Here is a 20,134-nt window from a genome sequence, read left to right as displayed (position 1 = left end):
TCTGGTTTGACCTGGCGACGGCTGCTTACTCCGCCTTCGCCCCCGATTTCTTCACCAACGCAGCCCAGCGCGGAATCTCCTTGTCCATCAGCGCCGCCAGCTCCGCGGGCGTGCTGCCCACGATCTCCATGCCCAACTGCTGGCTGAGCCGCTGCTGCACCGCGGGCTGCTTCAGCGCACGGATGACTTCGGCATTCAGGCGCTGGACGATTTCCTTTGGCGTGCCATGCGGGGCATACAGCGCCTGCCACGACACCATCTCAAACCCGCTGACGCCGGCCTCGGCCATGGTCGGCACCTTGGGCAGCAGCGCCGAGCGCTTCGGCGAGGTCACGGCCAGCGCGCGCAGCTTGCCGGCCTTGATCATGGCCTCGCCCGCGGTGAGCTGGTCGAACAGGAACGGCACCAGCCCGGCCGCCACGTCCTGCACGGCCTGCGGGCTGCCCTTGTATGGCACGTGCGTCATCGGCACATGGATCAGGTCGGCGAACAGCTCGCCGGCGAGATGGGTCGACGTGCCCGCGCCGGACGAGGCGAAACTGAGGCCGTTTTTCTTCTTCGCGTAGGCGATCAGCTCCTTCACGTTGCTGACCGGCAACTCCGCGTTCACCATCAGCACGTTCGGCACATAGCCGACCAGGCTGACCGGCTCGAAGTCCTTGACCGGGTCATACGACAGGTTCTTGTACAGGCTGGCGTTGATGGCGTGGGTGCTGATGGTGCCGCCGAACAGCGTGTAGCCGTCCGCCTTGGCACGCGCGACGTAGCCTGCCCCCACGGCCCCTGCTGCGCCGGGCCGGTTCTCCACCACCACCGGCTGGCCGAGGGCGCGCGAGACTTCCTGCCCGATGGTGCGCGCGACGATATCGGTCGAGCCGCCCGCCGCAAAGGGCACTACCCAGGTGATCGGCCGCGACGGCCATTTGTCCTGCGCCTGCGCCGGCGCGCCCAGCGCGCCGAGGCCGAAAGCCACGCACGCGGCCAGCGTGCGGGCGCTGCGCCTTGCGGCTGCAATCCCTTGCTTCATGATGTCTCCTGCCATGGCCGGTCGTGCCGGCCTGTGTTGTTGTCGTTGGCGTGTCAGGCGGGGCGAAGCGGCTAGCGCCCGTTGGCCTTGCGCCAGGCCACGAAATCCTCGCGCGCCTGCTCGCTGGTCGGCGGGTAGAGCCCGATGATCGAGCGGCCCTTGCTCACTTCCTCGGTGACAAAGTCCTCGAACGCCGTCATCTCCACGGCCTCGGCAGCGATCTCTTCGGCCAGGTGCGCCGGGATCACGATCACGCCCTCGCCGTCGCCGACCACCACGTCGCCGGGGAAGACCGCGACATCGCCGCAGCCGATCGGCACGTTGAACTCCAGCGCCTGGTGCAGCGTCAGGTTGGTCGGCGCCGAAGGCCGCTGGTGGTAGGCGGGCATGGCCAGCCGCGCGATCTCGGGCGAATCGCGGAAGCCGCCGTCGGTGACGATGCCGGCGCCGCCGCGCTGCATCAGCCGCGTGACCAGGATCGAGCCGGCCGAGGCCGCGCGCGCATCCTTGCGGCTGTCGATCACCAGCACCGCGCCCGGCGGGCATTGCTCGATCGCCTGCCGCTGCGGGTGCGCCGGGTCCTGGAACACGGTGATGGGGTTGAGGTCCTCGCGCGCCGGGATATAGCGCAGCGTGAAGGCCTCGCCCACCATGGTGCCGCCCTCCGGATTCAGCGGGCGTACGTCCTGGATAAACTGGTTGCGCAGGCCGCGCTTGAACAGCGCGGTGCACAGCGTGGCGGTGCTGACGGTCTTGAGCTGGTCCCGTACCGCGGGGCTGAGTCGGGTCATGGTGGTCCTTGCCGGTCTGGTGGCGTCAGTAGATGCTCGGTTCGCCGGTCGGCGCGCCGAAGTCGGTTTGCAGGAAATCGAAATCGCAGCCTTCGTTGGCCTGGCGGATATGCTGGGAGAACATCCAGCCATAGCCGCGCTCGAAGCGCGGCGGCGGCGGCGTCCACTCCGCACGGCGGCGCGCCAGCTCTTCGTCGGAGACTTCCAGGTGGATGCTGCGCCGTTCGATATCGACCGAGATCAGGTCGCCGGTGCGCACCAGGGCGAACGGTCCGCCCACGTACGATTCGGGCGACACATGGAGGATGCAGGCGCCGTAGCTGGTGCCGCTCATGCGCGCGTCGGACATGCGCAGCATGTCGCGCACGCCCTGCTTCACCAGCTTCTTCGGGATCGGCAGCATGCCCCACTCCGGCATACCGGGGCCGCCCTGCGGGCCGGCGTTGCGCAGGATCAGCACGTGGTCGGCGGTGACGTCGAGGTCGTCGCGCTCCACCGCTTCCTTCATCGACGGGTAGTCCTCGAACACCAGCGCCGGGCCGGTGTGCCGGAAAAACCGTTTCTCGCACGCGCTGGGCTTGATCACGCAGCCGTCCGGCGCGATGTTGCCCTTCAGCACCGCCAGCGCGCCCTCCTGGTACAGCGCGTTCTCCGGCGTGCGGATCACGTCGTTGTTGTAGACCTCGGCATGGGCGATGGTTTCGCCCAGCGGGCGCCCGGTAATGGTGAGCGCGTCCAGGTGCAGGCGGTCGCTGATGCGCTGCATCAGCGCAGGCAGCCCGCCCGCGTAGAAGAAATCTTCCATCAGGTACTTGTCGCCGCTGGGCCGGATATTGGCGATCACCGGCACGCGCCGGCTGGCCGCATCGAAGTCTTCCAGGCCGATGTCATGGCCGGCGCGCCGGCCCATGGCGATGACGTGGATGATCGCGTTGGTCGAGCAGCCCATCGCCATCGCCACGGCGATCGCGTTTTCATAGGCCTGTCGGGTCTGGATGCGCTGCGGCGTCAGGTCCTCCCACACCATGTCGACGATGCGGCGGCCGGCCTCGGAGCACATGCGGATATGGTTGGCGTCGGCCGCCGGGATCGACGAAGCGCCGGGCAGCGTCATGCCGATGGCTTCGGCGATGGCCGTCATCGTGCTGGCCGTGCCCATGGTCATGCAGGTGCCGTGGCTGCGGGCGATGCCGGCCTCGATGCCGGTCCACTGCGCGTCGGTGATATTGCCGGCGCGGCGCTCGTCCCAGTACTTCCACGCGTCCGAGCCGGAGCCCAGCACGTTGCCCTTGTAGTTGCCGCGCAGCATCGGCCCGGCGGGAACGAAGATCGCCGGCACGCCGGCGCTGGTGGCGCCCATCAGCAGGCCCGGCGTGGTCTTGTCGCAGCCGCCCATCAGCACGGCGCCGTCGATCGGGTGCGAGCGGATCAGTTCTTCCGCCTCCATCGCGAGGAAATTGCGATAGAGCATGGTGGTCGGCTTGACCGAGCTTTCCGACAGCGAGATCGCCGGCAGTTCGATCGGAAAGCCTCCGGCCTGGAGGATGCCGCGCTTGACGTCGTCGACGCGCTGCTTGAAGTGGGCGTGGCAGGGATTGATGTCCGACCACGTATTGATGATGGCGATGACCGGCTTGCCCATCCACTCGCCCGGCGAGTAGCCCATCTGCATGATCCGGGACCGATGCCCCGACGAACGCAGGTCATCGGGTGCGAACCAGCGCGCGCTGCGCAGCGCGTCCGGCGTTTTCTTGCGAGCCGTCATGTGTCTCTTCCACCTTGTTGTCTTGTGCCGGGCGATCGCGCCGCCGGGCATCGCTCGAAAACATTAAAGCACTAATATATTAGTACGTCAATGTAAGAGATTGCGGGTGAAATCCCTTAGAATCCAGCGCATCAGCAACGCCTCGGCGCCACCGGTGTGGCGATCCGGGCATGCGCCGAGCCTTCCCATGCCATCCGCAACCGTTCCTACCGCAGCCAAATTCCAGTTCGACCGCACGCGCCACGCGGCGCCGCAGGTGTTCGAGCACATGCGCGACCAGATCATCTCGATGGCCCTGCCCCCGGGCACCGTGCTGTCGCGCCCCGAGCTGGCCGACCAGTACGGCATCAGCCAGACCCCGGTGCGCGACGCATTGATCCGGCTCGGCGAAGAAGGCCTGGTCGACATCTTTCCGCAGCACGCCACCGTGGTCAGCCCGATCGACGTCGCCCTGGCCACGCAGGCGCACTTCCTGCGCCGCTCGGTCGAGCTGGAGATCGTGCGCACGCTGGCACAGCAGGCCGACCCGGTGCTGGTCGAGCGCCTGCGCGCCACGGTCGCGCGGCAGCGCAAGATGCTCGAGCTGCAGGACTTCGACGAATTCAACGTCAACGACCAGGCCTTCCACCGCGAACTCTACGAAGCGGCCCGGGTGCCCGACCTGTGGACCCTGGTGCGCCGGCAGAGCGGCCACCTCGACCGGCTGCGCCGCCTGCACCTGCCCATTCCCGGCAAGGCGATGGCGGTGCTGCGCGACCATGAGGCCATCGTCGATGCGATCGCGGCCGGCGATCCGGCGCGTGCCGAGAGCGCGCTGCGCGCGCACCTGTCCGGCACACTGGCGAATATCGACGAGATCCGCGGGCGCTTCACCGACTATTTCCGCTGACGGCACGGCGCCTCTACAGGGCCTCACTCGTCCACCCACATTGCCGGCGTGATCTGGCGCGGATCGCTCATCAGTTCGATCACGGCCGGCGTGCCTGCGGCGCGGGCGCGTTCGAAGGCATCGGCAAACCCGTCGGCATGCTCCACCCGCTCGGCCCACGCGCCGCAGGCGCGCGCCATGGCGACAAAGTCCGGGTTGCGGATGCCGGTGCCGCTGACGCGCCCCGGATAGCGCTTCGCCTGGTGCATGCGGATGGTCCCGTACATGCCGTTGTTGACCAGCACGACGATCACATTGGCCCCCGCCTCCGCCGCGGTCGCCAGTTCTTGCGGATACATCTGGAAGCAGCCGTCGCCGGCAAAGCAGACCACCATCCGCCGCGGCGCGCGCAGCTTGGCCGCGATGGCCGCCGGCAGGCCGTAGCCCATGGCGCCGCAGGTGGGGGCCAGTTCGGTGCGCGGCTGCCGGTAGGCGAAGAAGCGGTGCAGCCAGACCGTGTAGTTGCCAGCGCCGTTGCTGAGGATGGCGTCGTCCGGCAGCGTCTGGTCGAGGTACTGCATCACCTGGCACAGGTCGACGCCGCGCGCCTGCGCGTTGGCCGCCAACGGGGCCGAGAAGGCGACGTGGTCGGCGCGCGCGGCGCGGGTCCATTCCGCCCAGCGCCGTGAGGAAGACAAGGAAGGCGCCGCCAGCGCGGCCAGCATGCGCGCCCCCGGGCCGATGCCGGCCTGGATCGCCAGTTCCGCCTGGTAGACGCGTCCAAGCTCGGCGCTGTCGGCATGCACGTGCACCAGCCGCTGGCGCGGCCGCGGCGGCGTCAGCAGCTGGTAGCCATCGGTGACGATATCGCCCAGGCGGGTGCCGAATGCCAGGATCAGGTCGGCGTCGCGCACGCGCTGCGCCAGGCGCGGGTTCATGCCCAGGCTCAGGTGGCCGGCATAGTGCGCGTCGCGGTTGTCGAAGACGTCCTGGCGGCGGAAGGCGCAGGCCACCGGCAGGTCCCAGGCCTTGACGAAGGCGGCGAAGTCCGCCGCGGCTGCGGCGCTCCAGTTGGCGCCGCCGGCAATGACCAGCGGGCGCTCGGCGGCGGCCAGCGCGGCGCGCAGCGCCTCGGCATCGTCCTGCGACGGCGCCGCCGAGACCGGCCGGTACGGCGCGGCATCGGCGCACTCGCACAGGCCGTCGAGCACGTCTTCAGGCAGCGCCAGCACCACCGGTCCGGGCCGGCCCGAGGTCGCGCACTGGAACGCCCGCGCGACCAGTTCGGGGATGCGCTCCGGATCGTCAATCTGCGCCACCCACTTGGCCATGCCCCCGAACATCGCGGTGTAGTCGACTTCCTGGAACGCCTCGCGCCCCATGTGCTCGCGCGCGATCTGGCCGATGAACAGGATCATCGGCGTCGAATCCTGCGCCGCGATATGCACGCCGATGCTGGCATGGGTGGCGCCCGGCCCGCGCGTCACGAAGCAGATGCCCGGGCGGCCGGTCAGCTTGCCGTCGGCCTCGGCCATGTTGGCGGCAGCGCCCTCGTGCTTGCATACCACCAGTTCGATGGCGGGCTGGTCGTGCAGCGCGTCCAGCACGTCGAGGAAGCTTTCGCCCGGCACGCAGAAGATGCGGTCCGTGCCGTGCAGGCGCAAGGCGTCGACCAGCGCGCGGCCGCCGGTGCGGCGCGTCGGTGCGGCAGTCCGGGCGGCAGTCCGGGCGGCATGGGTCGCTCGGGCGTCAGGCAAGGCAGTATCGGCAGGCATGGGGTTCATCAAGGCTCGGGAAAGGTACGGCGCCGATTGTTGCCCCGGGCCGGCCACGTCCGCTCGCGTCTTCCTGCATGCCTGCTTTGCAGGAAATGCAAGGCCGGGGTGGCCGCCGGCAGGTAGATTGCTGCCAGAATGTCCGCTCGCCCGGCCCGCGCCTTGCCATCGGGAAGGCGTTCCATCCAAGAACAAATCGAGACGACATGAGCGAACACCACATTTCCACGCCTGCCCTGCACCAATGGGTCACCGATCTCTGGCTGGCGGCCGGCTCCGGCGCGCGCGAGGCGCGCCTGACCGCGGACCACCTGGTCGGCGCCAACCTGAGCGGGCACGATTCGCACGGCGTCGGCATGATCCCCAAATACGTGCTGTCGTGGCAGGCCGACGAACTGCAGCTGAACCGCAACGTCAGCGTGCTGCACGACGGCGGCAGCATGCTGAGCCTGGACGGCAACCGCGGCATGGGCCAGGCGGTGACCGAGGAAGCCATGGCGCTGGCGATCGGCCGGGCCAGGGAGCATGGCGTCTGCGTGATGGGACTGCGCCAGTCGCACCATCTGGGACGCGTCGGCCACTGGGCCGAGCAGGCGTGCGCGGCCGGCATGATCTCGATCCACTTCGTCAACGTGCTGTCCAAGCCCATCGTCGCCCCGCACGGCGGCAGCGAAGCGCGCTTCGGCACCAATCCCTTCACGATCGGCTTGCCGGTGGCGGGCGCGCAGCCGCTGGTGCTCGACTTTGCCACCAGCGCGATCGCGCTCGGCAAGGTGCGCGTGGCCCACAACAAGGGAATCGAGGTGCCTGCCGGCTGCCTGATCGATGCGGAAGGTGCACCGACCACGCGGCCCGAGGTGATGTTCCCCGCCGATGGCGCCGCGCAGGGCGCGCTGCAGGCGTTCGGCGAGCACAAGGGCTATGTGCTGGCGGTGATGTGCGAACTGCTGGGCGCCGCGGTGACCGGCGGCCACACCATCCGGCCCGAGACACTGACGCACCGCCACGCGGTGTGGAACAACATGCTGGCGATCGTGTTCGACCCGCAGCGGCTCGGCACCAGCACCAGCTTCGGCGGCGAGGTCCAGGCCTTTGCCGACTGGATCCGCTCGTCGCGGCAGCAGACCGGCCAGGCCGGCATCGCCCTGCCCGGCGAGCCCGAACGGCAACGCCGGCGCGAACGTGCCGAAGCCATCCCGGTGGACAGCGGCACGCTGGCCCAGCTTGACGACGCCGCCGCGCGCGTGCAGTCGGTCCGTGGCACTTCGCCCGGGCCGCTATCGCGGCTCTCGCGGCTGGCGGCCTGAGCATTACCTCACACCCCGACCCAAAGGAAGCACACCGCATGCCCTCGGCTAACCATCCACGCGCCCCGTATTCGCCCCTGCCCAACACCTTCCGCGCCGCCGTGCTCGGCCAGCAGCGCCAGATCGGCTGCTGGTGCTCGCTGGCCAGCCCGGTGACCACCGAGATCGTCGGCGTGGCCGGCTTCGACTGGCTGCTGCTCGATACCGAGCATGCCCCCAACGACCCGCTGACGCTGCTGCCGCAGCTGATGGCGCTCAAGGACAGCGTCAGCGCCCCCGTGGTGCGGCCGGCGTGGAACGACCCGATCCTGCTCAAGCGCCTGCTCGACCTGGGCTTCTACAACTTCCTGATCCCGTTCGTGGAAAGCGCCGAGCAGGCGCGCCAGGCAGTATCGGCGACCCGCTACCCGCCGCTGGGCACGCGCGGCGTGGCGATGACGCAGCGGAGCAACCGCTATGGCACCATGCCGGGCTATTTCGAGCGGATCAACGACAACCTGTGCGTGCTGGTGCAGATCGAGAGCCGGAAAGATGTGGATGCCGCGGAGGAGATCTGCGCGGTGGAAGGCGTCGACGGCATCTTCATCGGCCCCAACGACCTGGCGGCCGCCTGCGGCCATCTCGGCAACCCCAACCACCCTGAAGTCCAGGCCGAAGTCGGGCGCATCTTCCGGGCCGCGCGGCAGGCCGGCAAGGCTGTCGGCACGCTGACGCCGGTCGAGGCCGACGCGCGCCGCTACCTGGACATGGGCGCCAGCTTCGTCGCGGTCGGGCTGGACCACGTGCTGCTGCGCCAGGCCACGCAGGCGCTGCGGGACCGCTTTGCCGACCGAGGGTAGCGGGCGGGGGATGCGCTGATCAGACCAGCCGGGCGCCCGGCCACGCGCCCGACATCACGGTATTGCGCACCGACTGGCGCACGGTCTGCATGATGTCCCACAGCTCCGGCACCGGCGGCCGATTGCGCGCGGTGGCCAGCGCCACCTGTCGCGTCACCACCGGCTCGACCAGCCGGGCGCAGCGCAGCCGCCCTTGCGCCACGCGGTCCGCCACCGCGGCGAACGGCAGCAGCGTGGCGCCGCAGCCATCCTCGACCAGCCGCATCGACACGGTATTCGACGCATCGCATTCCATCGCCAGCTGCAGCGACTTGCCGGCGCGCGCCACCAGGTTTTCGGCCAGCACGCGCAGCCCGTGGCCGGTGCTGGGCAGGATCAGCGGCACCTCGTCCAGGCTGGCGCAGCGGAACGTCGGCCCGATATGGTTCCATGACGTCGGCGTAACCAGCGTCAGGTCTTCTTCCAGCAGCACGTCGACCTTGAGCGCGCCGTGCTGGTCGGGCAGGTAGAGCAGCGCGACATCGACTTCGCCTTCCGCCAGCCAGGCCAGCAACGGGCTGGCCAGCCCTTCGACGAAACGCACCCGGGTCGCCGGGAAGCGCTGCCTGACGGCCGTGCCGATACTGGCGAACGCGGTGTTGGCGATGGTGGGCTGCGCCGCGATGATCAGCTGCGCCGGCCCCTGCGCGGTCGAGGCCCGGATCGCCTCGCGCGCCTCGGCCAGCGTGGCCGAGACCTGCCGCGCATAGCCGAGCAGGGTCTGGCCGGCCTCGGTCAGGATCATGCCGCGGCCGGTGCGATGGAACAGCCGGGTATCGAGGCTGGCTTCCAGGCGCGCGATCTGCCGGCTGACCGTGGACTGGTCGGCGCCCTGCTCCAGCGCCGCGCGCGAAATGCTGCCCGTGCCGGCCACGCAGACAAAGCAGGCCAGGTCGTCGGAATGCAGCGGTGCGGGAGCACTGGCGCTCATGGCTAGCCCTGGCTGGCCTGGCTGGCCAGCGGGCCGGTGGCCGCCAGCGCCAGGGCCAGCCGCGCGCCCACCTCGGCGTTGTGCCTGACCAGCGCGATATTCGTCGCCAGGCTGCGGCCGCCGGTCAGCGCCTTGATGCGGGCCAGCAGGAACGGCGTCACGGCCTTGCCGGTGATGCCTTGCGCGGCGGCTTCGGCCAGCGCCTGTGCGGTCAGGCCATCGATCTCCGCAGAGGCCATGGCCGCCGCTTCGGGCACCGGCGTGCTCAGCACCACGCCGCCCGCCAGGCCAAGGTCCCACTTGGCGCGGATGAAGCGCGCCTGCTGCGCCGGGTCATCGAGCCGGTAATCCGCGCGGAAACCGCTGTCGCGCTTGTAGAACGCCGCCACGTTGTCCTGCCCGCAGCTGAGCACGGGCACGCCATGCGTCTCCAGGTATTCCAGCGTCAGGCCGATATCCAGCACCGATTTCGCGCCGGCGCAGACCACCGCCACCGAGGTTCTGGCCAGTTCCTGCAGGTCGGCCGAAATGTCGAAGGTTTCCTGCGCGCCGCGGTGCACGCCGCCGATGCCGCCGGTGACGAAGACCTCGATGCCCGCCAGCGCGGCGCAGATCATCGTTCCCGCCACGGTGGTGGCGCCGGGTTCGCCGCTGGCCAGCACCGCCGGCAGGTCGCGCCGGCTGACCTTGTGCGCCTGCCCGGAGCGGCCCAGCAGTTCCAGCTCGTCGTCGGACAGGCCGATGCGGATGCGCCCGCCGATCACCGCGATGGTCGCCGGCTCGGCGCCGAGGCTGCGGATCAGCGCCTCCACTTCGCGGGCGGTGCGCACGTTCTCGGGATAAGGCATGCCGTGCGCGATGATGGTCGATTCAAGGGCAACCACGGGGCGGCCCGCAGCCCGCGCGGCGGCTACAGGCGCACTGAAGTCCAGCCAGTCCCGGGCACGGATGGCATTCATCTCGGAGCGTTGGTGAACGGCCGGCACGGGCTAGTCGCTGCCCTTGACTGCCTTTTTCGTCGCATGCCAGCCCTGCTTTGTCGCAGAGCCGACGGCATGGCCGGCTTCCTTGGCCCCGCGGCCGACGGCATGCGCCGCATCGCGCACCGCGTGGCCGCCTTGCTTGCCCGCCGCCTTGACGTTGTGCTTGAACGCGCGCGCATCAGACGCCAGGCTTGCATAGGCCGGGACGCTGCATGCGGCCAGCAGCAGCGCTATCGTGATCGTTCTGGGGTTCATGAGCATTCGGGGGCCTTTTTCGACGCGGCAGCCAGCTGTGCCGCGTGCTTGATTTTAGCCGGGTCGCCTAAGCTATAACCGCGATCCGCCTCCGGAGCCGACATCGATGTGCCGCATCTTGCCCTCTCATGGCTTTCTGAGCACCCGAAAAAGCGGGCCGGCGCATACCCCGCGCATACACCGATTACGCCGTTCCGGCAAGTCGACAGTACCTTCCTTACGACTGCAAGGTGCTGCGACGCACCAATGGCTGTACAATGTCGGACCCCGATTCGAAGGCCATGGCGCGCCCCTGATTTGCGGCCCCTCGCCATCGCGAACCCCCTCTTTTGCCTCGACAGCAGGACGCGATGCACGTGATCGTGCGCGCTGCCGTCGAATTGCCATTCACGAAGGAAAAAGCAGTCAATGACAAGCGGCGCACAACGTACGGCAGCCAAATCACGAGATGCAGGAGCCATCAAGGGCCTAGGCCAGACCCCCGGCGGGTCCGCGGCACAGCTTGATCCCTCGGCCGAGGCCGCCGCGCGTAGCCAGCAATTGCGCGCCCTGATCCAGCTGGGCAAGCAGCGCGGGTACCTGACCCACGCCGACATCAGCGACCACCTGCCGGAAAATTTCGCCGACACGGCGGCGATGGAAAGCATCGTCAACACGTTCGCCGAAATGGGCGTGAAGATCTACGAGCAGACCCCGGATGCCGAGACGCTGCTGCTGAGCGACAGTCCGGTGGTCGCCTCCGACGACCAGGCCGAAGAAGAGGCCGAGGTGGCGCTGTCCACGGTCGACTCTGAATTCGGCCGCACCACCGACCCGGTGCGCATGTACATGCGCGAGATGAGCTCGGCCACGCTGCTCACGCGCAAGCAGGAAGTCGAGCTGGCCAAGCGCATCGAAGACGGCCTGAACAACATGATCCATGCGGTCTCGGCGTGCCCGTCGACGATCGCGACGATCCTGGAACTGTCCGAACGGGTCTCCGCCAACGAGATGGCGATCGACGACCTGGTCGACGGCCTGAGCGACGAGAGCACTGCGGAAGCCGCCGCGGCCCCCGCTGCCGACGATGAGGTCGAAGACACCAGCGTCAGCGCCGATGACGAAGACGGCGACGAAGACGATGCCGACGAAGGCTCGACCCAGCAGGCCGGCGGCGCCGAGACCGACTCGGCGCAGCTGCGCGAGGAATGCCTGAAGCGGTTTGCGCGCGTGGCCGCGCAGTTCGAAGTGATGCGCAGCGAAGAGGCGGCCGACGGCACCCAGTCGCCGGCGTTCCTGGCCGCCCGCGACGCGGTGCGCGAAGAACTGCGCACGATCCGCTTCACCGCGAAGACCATCGAGCGCCTGTGCGCCGACGTGCAGTCGATGGTCGATGCCGTGCGCGCCGTCGAGCGCCAGGTGCTGCAGCTGCTGGTCGAGCGCTGCGGCATGCCGCGCGAGGACGTCGTGGCCCGCTTCCCCGGCAATGAAACCAACCTCGCCTGGGGCCAGGCACTGGTGGCGGAAAACCGCCCCTACAGCGCCGCCGTGGCGCGCGCCCTGCCCGACCTGGAGTCGCACCAGCAGAAGCTGATCGACATCCAGGCCCGCGCCACGCTGTCGCTGGCCGAGCTGAAGTCGGTCAACCGCAAGATGCTGGCCGCCGAGCGCCAGATGCGTCAGGCCAAGCACGAAATGACGCAGGCCAACCTGCGCCTGGTGATCTCGATCGCCAAGAAGTACACCAACCGCGGCCTGCTGTTCCTGGACCTGATCCAGGAAGGCAATATCGGCCTGATGAAGGCGGTGGACAAGTTCGAATACCGCCGCGGCTGGAAATTTTCCACCTACGCGACCTGGTGGGTGCGCCAGGCCGTCACGCGCGCCATCGCCGACCAGGCCCGGACCATCCGCGTGCCGGTCCACATGATCGAGCAGATCAACAAGCTCAACCGCCTGTCGCGCGAGATCATGCAGCAGACCGGCAAGGAGCCGGATCCGGCCGTGCTGGCCGAGCGCATGGACATGCCGGAAGAGAAGATCCGCTCGATCATGAAGATCGCCAAGGAGCCGGTGTCGATGGAAACGCCGGTGGGCGAGGACGGCGACACCAGCCTGGGCGACATGATCGCCGACTCGGACAACGCCACGCCGGCCGATGCCGCCCTGCAGGCGGGCCTGCGCGCAGTCGTGCGCGAGATGCTCGACGAGCTGACCCCACGTGAGGCCAAGGTGCTGCGCATGCGCTTCGGCATCGACATGGCCAGCGACCATACGCTGGAAGAAGTCGGCAAGCAGTTCGACGTCACGCGCGAGCGGATCCGCCAGATCGAGAGCAAGGCCATGAAGAAGCTCAAGCACCCGAGCCGCGCCGACCGCCTGATGACCTACCTGCGGGACGCCTGATCTCCGGCCGGCCGGCGTGTACCGGGCGGCGCATGGGAAGCTGCCGTGCCGGTTCGTCGCAATGTGGCCGGCTGACACACTTGTTAGGGCAAAATCCCGGTCTGGGTGGCCCGACGGGGCCACGGGAGCTTTTTCATGACTGACTCGAACCTATCTTTCTTCGGCAGGGTTTCGCTTGCCGTGGGCACCTTCTTCGCCATCCTCGGCGACGGCCAGCTCGCGGCCGGCATCAAGCGGCTGCGCAGCGGCGAGAGCGCCGCGCCGGCAGCGCCGGCCCCCGTCGCCGCGCCGGTCCCGGCAGCGGCGCCCGAGGCCCCCACGCTGAAGGAAGCCAGCCCGGTGGCGGCACTGCAGCTGCTGGGCCTGCTGCAGCGCGACGCCCGCTTCGTCGACTTCGTCGAGGAAGACATTGCCCGCTATTCCGACGCGGAAATCGGCGCCGCCGCACGCCTGGTGCACGACGGCTGCCGCGCGGTGCTGCGCGAGCACTTCACCATCCGCCCGGTGCGCGAGGAAGCCGAAGGCAGCCGCGTGACGGTGGCCGACGGTTTCGACGCCACCGCCATCCGCCTCACCGGCAACGTGGTCGGCAGCGCGCCGTTCCACGGCAGCATCAGCCACCGCGGCTGGAAGGTCGAGGAAGTGCGCCTGCCGCGCGTGGCCGAGCGCCATGACGCCACCGTGATCGCGCCGGCCGAGGTCGAGCTATGAGCGAAGCCCGCTACGCCATCGGCATCGACCTGGGCACCACCCACAGCGCGCTGTCCTACGTCGACCTGGCCGCCAGCGATGGCGAGAAGACCAGCCAGGACGTTCAGGCCATCGCGCAGCTGACCGCGCCGGGCGCCGTCGAGGATCTCGACCTGCTGCCCTCCTTCCTGTACCTGCCGCACGCGAGCGAGCTGTCGCCCGGCGACCTGGCGCTGCCATGGACCGCCGAGCGCGATTTCGCCGTGGGCGAGATGGCACGCACCCGCGGCGCGGCCACGCCGATCCGGCTGGTGTCCAGCGCGAAAAGCTGGCTGTGCCACCCCGGCGTCGACCGCCGCGCGCAGATCCTGCCCGCCGACGCGCCGCCGGAAGTGTCGCGCGTGTCGCCGCTGGAAGCATCGGTGCGCTACCTGAGCCACCTGCGCGAGGCCTGGAACCAGGCCCATCCCGACGCGCCGTTCGGCGAGCAGGACATCACGGTCACGATCCCCGCATCGTTCGACCCCGCCGCACGCGAGCTGACCGCCGAAGCGGCAGCCGCGGCCGGCTATGCCCGCATGACCCTGCTGGAGGAACCGCAGGCCGCGCTGTACAGCTGGATCCAGAAAAGCGGCGGCCAGTGGCGCAAGCAGGTGAAGGTCGGCGACATCATCCTGGTCGTCGACGTCGGCGGCGGCACCACCGACCTGTCGCTGATCGCTGTGATCGAGCGCGACGGCAACCTGGAGCTGCACCGTGTCGCCGTGGGCGACCATATCCTGCTCGGCGGCGACAACATGGACCTGGCGCTGGCCCACGTGGTGGCGCGCAAGCTGGCCGCGCAAGGCACGCAGGCCGATCCGTGGCAGCTGCGCGCGCTGACCTACGCCTGCCGCGCTGCCAAGGAAACGCTGCTCACCGACCCCACCACCGACACCGTGCCGCTGGTCGTGCCGAGCCGCGGCTCCAAGCTGATCGGCGGATCGATCCGCACGGACCTGACCCGCGCCGAGCTGACGCAGACCATCCTGGAAGGCTTCTTCCCGCAGGTCGACGCCTCGGCACGCCCGGTCAGCCGCGCGCGCGCCGGCCTGACACAGCTAGGCCTGCCGTACGCGCAGGATGCGGCCATCACGCGCCACCTGGCCGCATTCCTGGGCCGCCAGGTAGCCGCGCTGACCGAACTGGAAGGCTTCCAGGGCGCGCAGCCGGAAGGCGCGACCTTGCTGCATCCGACCGCGGTGCTGTTCAACGGCGGCGTGTTCAAGTCGGAACTGCTGGTCGAGCGCATCCTGCAGACCCTCAACGGCTGGCTCGCCGGCGAAAACGCCGCACCCGCGCGGCTGCTGGGCGGCGCCGAGCTGGACCTGGCCGTGGCACGCGGCGCGGCGTACTACGGCTACGTGCGGCGCGGCAAGGGCGTGCGCATCCGTGGCGGTACCGCGCGTTCCTACTATGTCGCGGTGGAATCGTCGATGCCGGCCGTGCCCGGGTTCGAACCGCCGATCCAGGGGCTGTGCGTGGCGCCGTTCGGCATGGAAGAAGGCACCGACGCCGCGCTGCCGCCGCAGGAATTCGGCCTGGTGGTGGGCGAGCCGGTGCATTTCCGCTTCTTCGGCTCGTCGGTGCGCCGCCAGGACCAGGTCGGCACTTTGCTCGACTTCTGGGGTCCGGAAGAACTGCAGGAGCTGGAGGAAATCCAGGCGACCCTGCCCGCCGAAGGCCGCACCGCCGGTGAAGTCGTGCCGGTCAGGCTGCATGCGCGCGTGACCGAAGCCGGCACGCTGGAGCTGGAAGCCGTGCCGCGCGGCAACGGCGAGCGCTGGAAGGTCGAGTTCGACGTGCGCGGCAGCGCCGATGCCTGAGGCAGCGTCCGCGCCGGCGAAGCAGTACGTCGTCGGCATTGACCTCGGCACCAGCAATACGGTCGTCGCCTACGCGAAGGCCGGGTCGGACGATATCCGTGTGTTCGATATCGACCAGCTGGTCAGCCCCGGCGAAGTCGCGGCACGCCCGCTGCTGCCCTCGGTGCGCTACCACGCGGCGCCGGGCGAACTCAGCGGTGACGATTTGCAGCTCCCCTGGCAGACCGCCGCCAGCGCCGCCGCGCGCCGGACCGTGTTCGGCCGCCTGGCGGCGACGCTGGGCGCGCAGGTGCCCGGCCGGCTTGTCGCCAGCGCCAAGAGCTGGCTGTCGCACGCATCGGTCGACCGCACCGCGCCCATCCTGCCGTGGGGCGGGCCCGACGACGCCGACAAGATCTCGCCGGTGGTCGCCAGCGCCAGCTACCTTGGCTATGTCGCCTCGGCATGGAACCACCGTTTCCCCGATGCGCCGCTCGAGCAGCAGGACGTGGTGCTTACCGTGCCTGCTTCGTTCGACGAAGGCGCGCGCGCGCTGACGCTCGAAGCAGCGCGCCTGGCCGGGTTGCCGGCGCTGCGCCTGCTTGAAGAACCGCAGGCGGCGCTGTACGACTGGCTCTTCCATCATCGCCAGACGCTGGATACGGAGCTCGCGCAGACGCGCCTGGTGCTGATCTGCGACGTCGGTGGTGGCACCACCGACCTCACGCTGATCCGGGTGGAGATGCAAGACGGACAGCCGCAGTTGACGCGCATTGGTGTGGGCAACCACCTGATGCTTGGCGGCGACAACATGGACCTGGCGCTGGCGCACCTGGTCGAAGCGCGCCTCGGCGCGGGCCAGCGGCTGTCGGCCTCCAGCCTGTCGCAACTGGTGGCTCGCAGCCGTGCGGCCAAGGAACAGTTGCTCAGCGTGCAGGCGCCGGATTCCGTCACGGTCACGCTGCTCGGTGCAGGTTCGAAGCTGGTCGGCGGCGCGCGATCGGTGGAGGTGGCGCGGGAGGAAGTCGAGCAACTCGTTGTCGACGGTTTCTTTCCCAGGGTTGCATCCGGAGAACGACCCGGCCGCGCGCGTGGCGCCATCGTCGAGTTCGGCCTGCCCTATGCGTCCGACCCCGCCGTAACGCGACACGTCGCCGGCTTTCTGGCGCAGCACGCCGCGCAGTCGCGCATCGCGCTGGAGGCGCCGCCCGTGCAGGACGATGCCCTGCCCGTACCCGACACGCTGCTGCTCAATGGCGGCGTGTTCCGCGCGCAAGCGCTGGCAGGCCGCATCGCCGAGACACTGGGCGCATGGCGCGGTGCGCCGCTGCACGTGCTGCATAACGCCGACCCCGACATCGCCGTGGCGCGCGGCGCGGTCGCTTATGCAAGGGCACGCAGCGGCCAGGCGCCGCGCATCGGTGGCGGTTCGCCGCGCAGCTACTTCCTCGTCCTCGACGACGGTGCGACGGGCCAGCAAGGCATCTGCCTGCTGCCCAAGGGCACCGAGGAAGGCCATGAAGTCCACCTCAGCGACCGTACTTTTGCGCTGCGGGTCGGGCACCCGGTGCAATTCCACCTTGTGTCGTCCGTCGCCGATACCGTCTATCAACCAGGCGAACTGGTCGACCTGTCGGCGGGCGACTTCGTGCGGCTGCCGCCGATCGCCACCGTTGTGCCGCCGCGCGGCGCCCGCGGTCCGCGCGAGACGCCGGTGCAGATCAGCACCTCGCTGACCGAGGTGGGCACGCTCGAAGTCCACTGCATCGATATCGCCGACGCCGCGCAACGCTGGCGGCTGGAGTTCCAGCTGCGCGGCAACGACGCCCCGGCGGAAGCGCCGGCACCCGCGACAGCGCACCCGTCGCTGCCGCAAGCCATCGAGGCGATCGACCGCACCTTTGGCGCACGCTCGCAGGATGTGGGCCCCAAGGAGGTCAAGCGCTTGCGCGCGCAGCTGGAGCAGATGCTGGGCCCGCGCGAGCAATGGGACAGTGCCCTGCTGCGCGAGCTGTTCGGTGCCTTCTGGGAGCGCGCCAAACGCCGTCGCCGCACGGCCGACCATGAACGCCTGTGGCTGAACCTGGCCGGCTATTGCGTGCGGCCGGGCTTCGGCTATCCGCTGGACGAATGGCGCGTCGAGCAGCTCTGGTCGCAGTACGACCAGGGCATCCAGTATGTCAACGAAACCCAGAACTGGTCGGAATGGTGGACGCTGTGGCGGCGCGCCGCCGGTGGTCTCGATGAAAGCGCGCAACTGCGCTTGTTCGAGGACATGGCGTTCTACCTGCAGCCGCCCGGCAGCGGACACTACAAGAAACCGCCCGGTCCCACTCGGGGCGGGTATGCCGACATGGTTCGCCTGGCGGGATCGCTCGAACGCCTGTCGGCCGACACCAAGATCGAGCTTGCCGGCTGGCTGCTGACACGGCTGCGCAAGCCATCGGAAAACAACCTGGCCTGGTGGGCGGTGGGCCGCATCGGCGCGCGCATGCCGTTCTATGGCAGCGCGCACAGCGTCGTGCCGGCGGAGATCGCCACGCAATGGATCGACGCAATCCTCGCGCTCGACTGGAAGAAGGTCGAGCCGGCCGCCTTCGCCGCGGTGCAGATCGCGCGCATGACCGGCGACCGCACCCGCGACCTGCCCGACGAGACCCGGGCCGATGTGCTGCGCCGGCTCGAAGCCGTCAACGCGCCACAAAGCTGGATCGCCATGGTCCGCGAAGTCGTCGAGCTCAGTGCCGCGGACGAGGGACGGGTATTCGGAGAAGCGCTGCCCGCGGGCCTCAAGCTGATCGCGGGGTGATCGCCGGGTGAGTCGCGGCCTTCCCATGTGCCCGTGGCGTCATTTGAAGGTGCTTTGAATTTCTCCTATGCTGACTTGCTCCTGCTGCCGTGTAGCGGCAGCCAGCCCTTCAAGGAGCAAGACAATGCGCGTCATGGTGATCGTCAAGGCAACGAGCGATTCCGAAGCCGGCAAGATGCCGAGCACTGAATTGCTGGCGGCAATGGGCAACTTCAACGAAGAGCTGGTCAAGGCTGGCGTCATGCTCGCCGGCGAGGGCCTGCATCCGAGCGTAAAGGGCAAGCGCGTGCGCTTCTCGGGCAAGGAGCGGACCGTGACCGACGGCCCGTTTGCGCAGACCGACGAACTCATTGCGGGATTCTGGCTGTGGCAGGTCAAGTCGATGGACGAGGCCATCGCATGGGTCAAGCGCTGCCCCAATCCCATGGAGGGTGAGTCCGAGATCGAGATCCGTCCGGTGTTTGAGGCCGAGGATTTCGGCGCCGAATTCACGCCCGAATTGCGCGAACAGGAAGAGCGGCTGCGCGCGCAGGTCGACGAGCAGGCCAACAAACCGCGTTGACAAGGGCTAGAGGCGTACGGCGTACGGAAAGCCATACTGCCTGCTTAGCCGGTCAAGCCTGGCGCGCAGGGTGGCCAGTTCGCCGGCCAGCTGCCGTGCCATGATCGGCAGCGGCCCTGGCTCCGCTTCCACTACTGCGGCTCGCGGCGATGGCGTCGGCAATGGCGTCTTGCCGGTCTCGAGCGCATCGGCCAGGGCCAGCAAGGTCGTGTCGATACCCGGATCGCCGCCCTCGCGCAAACCACCTTCAAACTCGATAGTCGCCATCAGTTCCAGCGCGCTGATACAGACACGCACGCCATGCTGGATTTCCTCGAACTCGGCGGCTGGCACGCCGGTCTCCTTGGCGACAGAGGGAATCAGCCCGCGCAGCGGGATCAGCTTCACGCCCAAATCCACCATCGCGGCGCGCAGCTCGGCGGCGTCGGCAAAACCGTGCTGCATCCGCGTATGGACCGCCATGCTGGCGCGCAACAGACCCGCCAGCCGGATGCGCCAGGAATATGAGGCGTAGGCGGGCAATGCAAAGGAAAACACCAGGGCGATCGCGGTACCGATAAACACGTCAGCGGTGCGCCAGAACGCATCGGCGATATTCTGTTCGCCATGGCCAGCTGTGATCACCACGGTAATCGCCGCCAGCAGTGCGATATAGCCGCCCTGGCCAATGGCATGGTACGCGCAATAACCGCAGATCAGCGCCAGCAGCGCATAGGTCAGCAGCGGCCAGCCGAAGAAGGACTGCTGCACGATCAGCGCCAGGCCGATGAGTGCCCCGATCAGGGTACCGATCCCGCGTTCCGCGGCGCGGCGCCGGATATTGCCGTGGTGCTGGAGGCCGCCGATGACAACCAGTACGGTGATGGTGGCCCACTCACCGTGGGGGATATCGATGCCGGTGGTCAGGGCAATTGATGCCAGCAATGCCAGCGCGACGCGCGTGGCGTGGAACAGCCTGGCTTGCCGAAAGCGCCGGTTTGTATCGAACAGCGCGTCGGTGGTTTTGCGCAGGATGGCTAGCATGGTTTTGCTTGGCGTGGCGGGGATTGCCAAGTTTATGGTATCGGAGGTTTTTGAGCTGTGCCTCGGCGATCGCTGTTGGCGACATGCTGTCGGGTGTTTAAGCGCGCGCGCTGTCGCTGTTGGTGACATGCCACCAACCACCTTGCAACAAAAATCAAAATCCAAAAAGCAAAAACCCCTCGCAGCGAACGCTGTCGAGGGGTTTTGCACAATAAGAGCCTGGCGATGACCTACTTTCACA

16 protein-coding genes are annotated in these 20,134 nt (G+C 68.7%); 8 read left to right on the top strand and 8 right to left on the bottom strand.

What is annotated here, in order from left to right; translation table 11 throughout:
- Positions 1-25 precede the first annotated feature (25 nt).
- The 3 genes from J8I34_RS27885 to araD form a co-directional block, all read right to left on the bottom strand.
- A complete protein-coding gene (locus J8I34_RS27885) occupies positions 26-1,027 on the bottom strand; it encodes a Bug family tripartite tricarboxylate transporter substrate binding protein (protein ID WP_209807522.1) in 1,002 nt (333 codons plus the stop codon).
- A 71-nt stretch (positions 1,028-1,098) separates the two neighbouring features.
- Complete coding sequence (locus J8I34_RS27880) at positions 1,099-1,818, bottom strand: ribonuclease activity regulator RraA (protein ID WP_029049079.1); 720 nt, start codon at positions 1,816-1,818, stop codon at positions 1,099-1,101.
- Positions 1,819-1,843: 25 nt separating this feature from the next.
- Entirely contained in the window at positions 1,844-3,583 is a 1,740-nt protein-coding gene (gene araD / locus J8I34_RS27875; protein WP_209807521.1) for an L-arabinonate dehydratase, read from the bottom strand.
- Positions 3,584-3,770: 187 nt separating this feature from the next.
- Here araD and J8I34_RS27870 point away from each other — a divergent pair, with 187 nt between their 5' ends.
- Positions 3,771-4,472, top strand: coding sequence for a GntR family transcriptional regulator (locus J8I34_RS27870; RefSeq protein WP_209776857.1), 702 nt, complete (start codon positions 3,771-3,773; stop codon positions 4,470-4,472).
- 23 nt (positions 4,473-4,495) lie between these two features.
- Here J8I34_RS27870 and J8I34_RS27865 read toward each other — a convergent pair whose 3' ends face one another.
- Entirely contained in the window at positions 4,496-6,226 is a 1,731-nt protein-coding gene (locus J8I34_RS27865) for a thiamine pyrophosphate-binding protein (protein WP_209807520.1), read from the bottom strand.
- A 206-nt stretch (positions 6,227-6,432) separates the two neighbouring features.
- On the opposite strand from J8I34_RS27865, the gene J8I34_RS27860 reads away from it, so the two are divergent.
- Positions 6,433-7,533 carry a malate/lactate/ureidoglycolate dehydrogenase gene (locus J8I34_RS27860; RefSeq protein WP_209807519.1) on the top strand — a complete coding sequence of 367 codons (1,101 nt, stop codon included), beginning with the start codon at positions 6,433-6,435 and terminating at the stop codon, positions 7,531-7,533.
- 38 nt (positions 7,534-7,571) lie between these two features.
- Entirely contained in the window at positions 7,572-8,372 is an 801-nt protein-coding gene (gene garL, locus J8I34_RS27855; protein ID WP_209807518.1) for a 2-dehydro-3-deoxyglucarate aldolase, read from the top strand.
- A 19-nt stretch (positions 8,373-8,391) separates the two neighbouring features.
- Here the strand turns inward: garL and J8I34_RS27850 are convergent, their stop codons facing one another.
- From J8I34_RS27850 to J8I34_RS27840, 3 genes are read right to left on the bottom strand one after another with little or no spacing between them, the layout of a single operon-like run.
- The gene (locus tag J8I34_RS27850) at positions 8,392-9,342 is read right to left on the bottom strand and encodes a LysR family transcriptional regulator (protein ID WP_209807517.1); all 951 of its coding nucleotides are present in this window, start codon (positions 9,340-9,342) and stop codon (positions 8,392-8,394) included.
- Between the two features lie 2 nt (positions 9,343-9,344).
- Positions 9,345-10,301, bottom strand: a complete 957-nt coding sequence (locus tag J8I34_RS27845; protein ID WP_209807516.1) for a pseudouridine-5'-phosphate glycosidase — start codon at positions 10,299-10,301, stop codon at positions 9,345-9,347.
- A gap of 30 nt (positions 10,302-10,331) precedes the next feature.
- Entirely contained in the window at positions 10,332-10,580 is a 249-nt protein-coding gene (locus J8I34_RS27840; protein WP_029049087.1) for a hypothetical protein, read from the bottom strand.
- Positions 10,581-10,988: 408 nt separating this feature from the next.
- Here J8I34_RS27840 and rpoD point away from each other — a divergent pair, with 408 nt between their 5' ends.
- The 5 genes from rpoD to J8I34_RS27815 all read left to right on the top strand — a co-directional run bounded on the left by rpoD (position 10,989) and on the right by J8I34_RS27815 (position 18,870).
- Positions 10,989-12,965: an RNA polymerase sigma factor RpoD gene (gene rpoD, locus J8I34_RS27835; protein WP_029049088.1), complete on the top strand. Its 1,977-nt coding sequence runs from the start codon at positions 10,989-10,991 to the stop codon at positions 12,963-12,965.
- Between the two features lie 135 nt (positions 12,966-13,100).
- Entirely contained in the window at positions 13,101-13,676 is a 576-nt protein-coding gene (locus tag J8I34_RS27830; RefSeq protein ID WP_209807515.1) for a DUF2760 domain-containing protein, read from the top strand.
- Complete coding sequence (locus J8I34_RS27825; protein WP_209807514.1) at positions 13,673-15,520, top strand: Hsp70 family protein; 1,848 nt, start codon at positions 13,673-13,675, stop codon at positions 15,518-15,520. Before J8I34_RS27830 ends, J8I34_RS27825 begins: the two co-directional genes overlap by 4 nt.
- On the top strand, positions 15,513-18,308 hold the full coding sequence (locus J8I34_RS27820; RefSeq protein ID WP_209807513.1) for an Hsp70 family protein: 2,796 nt from the start codon (positions 15,513-15,515) through the stop codon (positions 18,306-18,308). Before J8I34_RS27825 ends, J8I34_RS27820 begins: the two co-directional genes overlap by 8 nt.
- A gap of 124 nt (positions 18,309-18,432) precedes the next feature.
- Positions 18,433-18,870, top strand: coding sequence for a YciI family protein (locus J8I34_RS27815; RefSeq protein ID WP_209807512.1), 438 nt, complete (start codon positions 18,433-18,435; stop codon positions 18,868-18,870).
- A 6-nt stretch (positions 18,871-18,876) separates the two neighbouring features.
- On the opposite strand, the gene J8I34_RS27810 is transcribed toward J8I34_RS27815, so the two are convergent.
- Positions 18,877-20,134 (bottom strand): FUSC family protein (locus tag J8I34_RS27810; protein ID WP_500784440.1); only part of this gene is annotated, 1,258 nt, incomplete at its 5' end.

Origin of the sequence: Cupriavidus phytohabitans (genome assembly GCF_017815025.1) — a bacterium.
In the GTDB taxonomy this organism is placed as follows: domain Bacteria; phylum Pseudomonadota; class Gammaproteobacteria; order Burkholderiales; family Burkholderiaceae; genus Cupriavidus.
This window is presented reverse-complemented; position numbering and strand designations above follow the sequence as displayed.

What these genes read in the sequence shown, in the direction of transcription:
- J8I34_RS27885 (WP_209807522.1), bottom strand. Translation starts at nt 1,027, where the DNA reads ATGAAGCAAGGGATTGCAGCCGCAAGGCGCAGCGCCCGCACGCTGGCC.
- J8I34_RS27880 (WP_029049079.1), bottom strand. Translation starts at nt 1,818, where the DNA reads ATGACCCGACTCAGCCCCGCGGTACGGGACCAGCTCAAGACCGTCAGC.
- araD (WP_209807521.1), bottom strand. Translation starts at nt 3,583, where the DNA reads ATGACGGCTCGCAAGAAAACGCCGGACGCGCTGCGCAGCGCGCGCTGG.
- J8I34_RS27870 (WP_209776857.1), top strand. Translation starts at nt 3,771, where the DNA reads ATGCCATCCGCAACCGTTCCTACCGCAGCCAAATTCCAGTTCGACCGC.
- J8I34_RS27865 (WP_209807520.1), bottom strand. Translation starts at nt 6,226, where the DNA reads ATGCCTGCCGATACTGCCTTGCCTGACGCCCGAGCGACCCATGCCGCC.
- J8I34_RS27860 (WP_209807519.1), top strand. Translation starts at nt 6,433, where the DNA reads ATGAGCGAACACCACATTTCCACGCCTGCCCTGCACCAATGGGTCACC.
- garL (WP_209807518.1), top strand. Translation starts at nt 7,572, where the DNA reads ATGCCCTCGGCTAACCATCCACGCGCCCCGTATTCGCCCCTGCCCAAC.
- J8I34_RS27850 (WP_209807517.1), bottom strand. Translation starts at nt 9,342, where the DNA reads ATGAGCGCCAGTGCTCCCGCACCGCTGCATTCCGACGACCTGGCCTGC.
- J8I34_RS27845 (WP_209807516.1), bottom strand. Translation starts at nt 10,301, where the DNA reads ATGAATGCCATCCGTGCCCGGGACTGGCTGGACTTCAGTGCGCCTGTA.
- J8I34_RS27840 (WP_029049087.1), bottom strand. Translation starts at nt 10,580, where the DNA reads ATGAACCCCAGAACGATCACGATAGCGCTGCTGCTGGCCGCATGCAGC.
- rpoD (WP_029049088.1), top strand. Translation starts at nt 10,989, where the DNA reads ATGACAAGCGGCGCACAACGTACGGCAGCCAAATCACGAGATGCAGGA.
- J8I34_RS27830 (WP_209807515.1), top strand. Translation starts at nt 13,101, where the DNA reads ATGACTGACTCGAACCTATCTTTCTTCGGCAGGGTTTCGCTTGCCGTG.
- J8I34_RS27825 (WP_209807514.1), top strand. Translation starts at nt 13,673, where the DNA reads ATGAGCGAAGCCCGCTACGCCATCGGCATCGACCTGGGCACCACCCAC.
- J8I34_RS27820 (WP_209807513.1), top strand. Translation starts at nt 15,513, where the DNA reads ATGCCTGAGGCAGCGTCCGCGCCGGCGAAGCAGTACGTCGTCGGCATT.
- J8I34_RS27815 (WP_209807512.1), top strand. Translation starts at nt 18,433, where the DNA reads ATGCGCGTCATGGTGATCGTCAAGGCAACGAGCGATTCCGAAGCCGGC.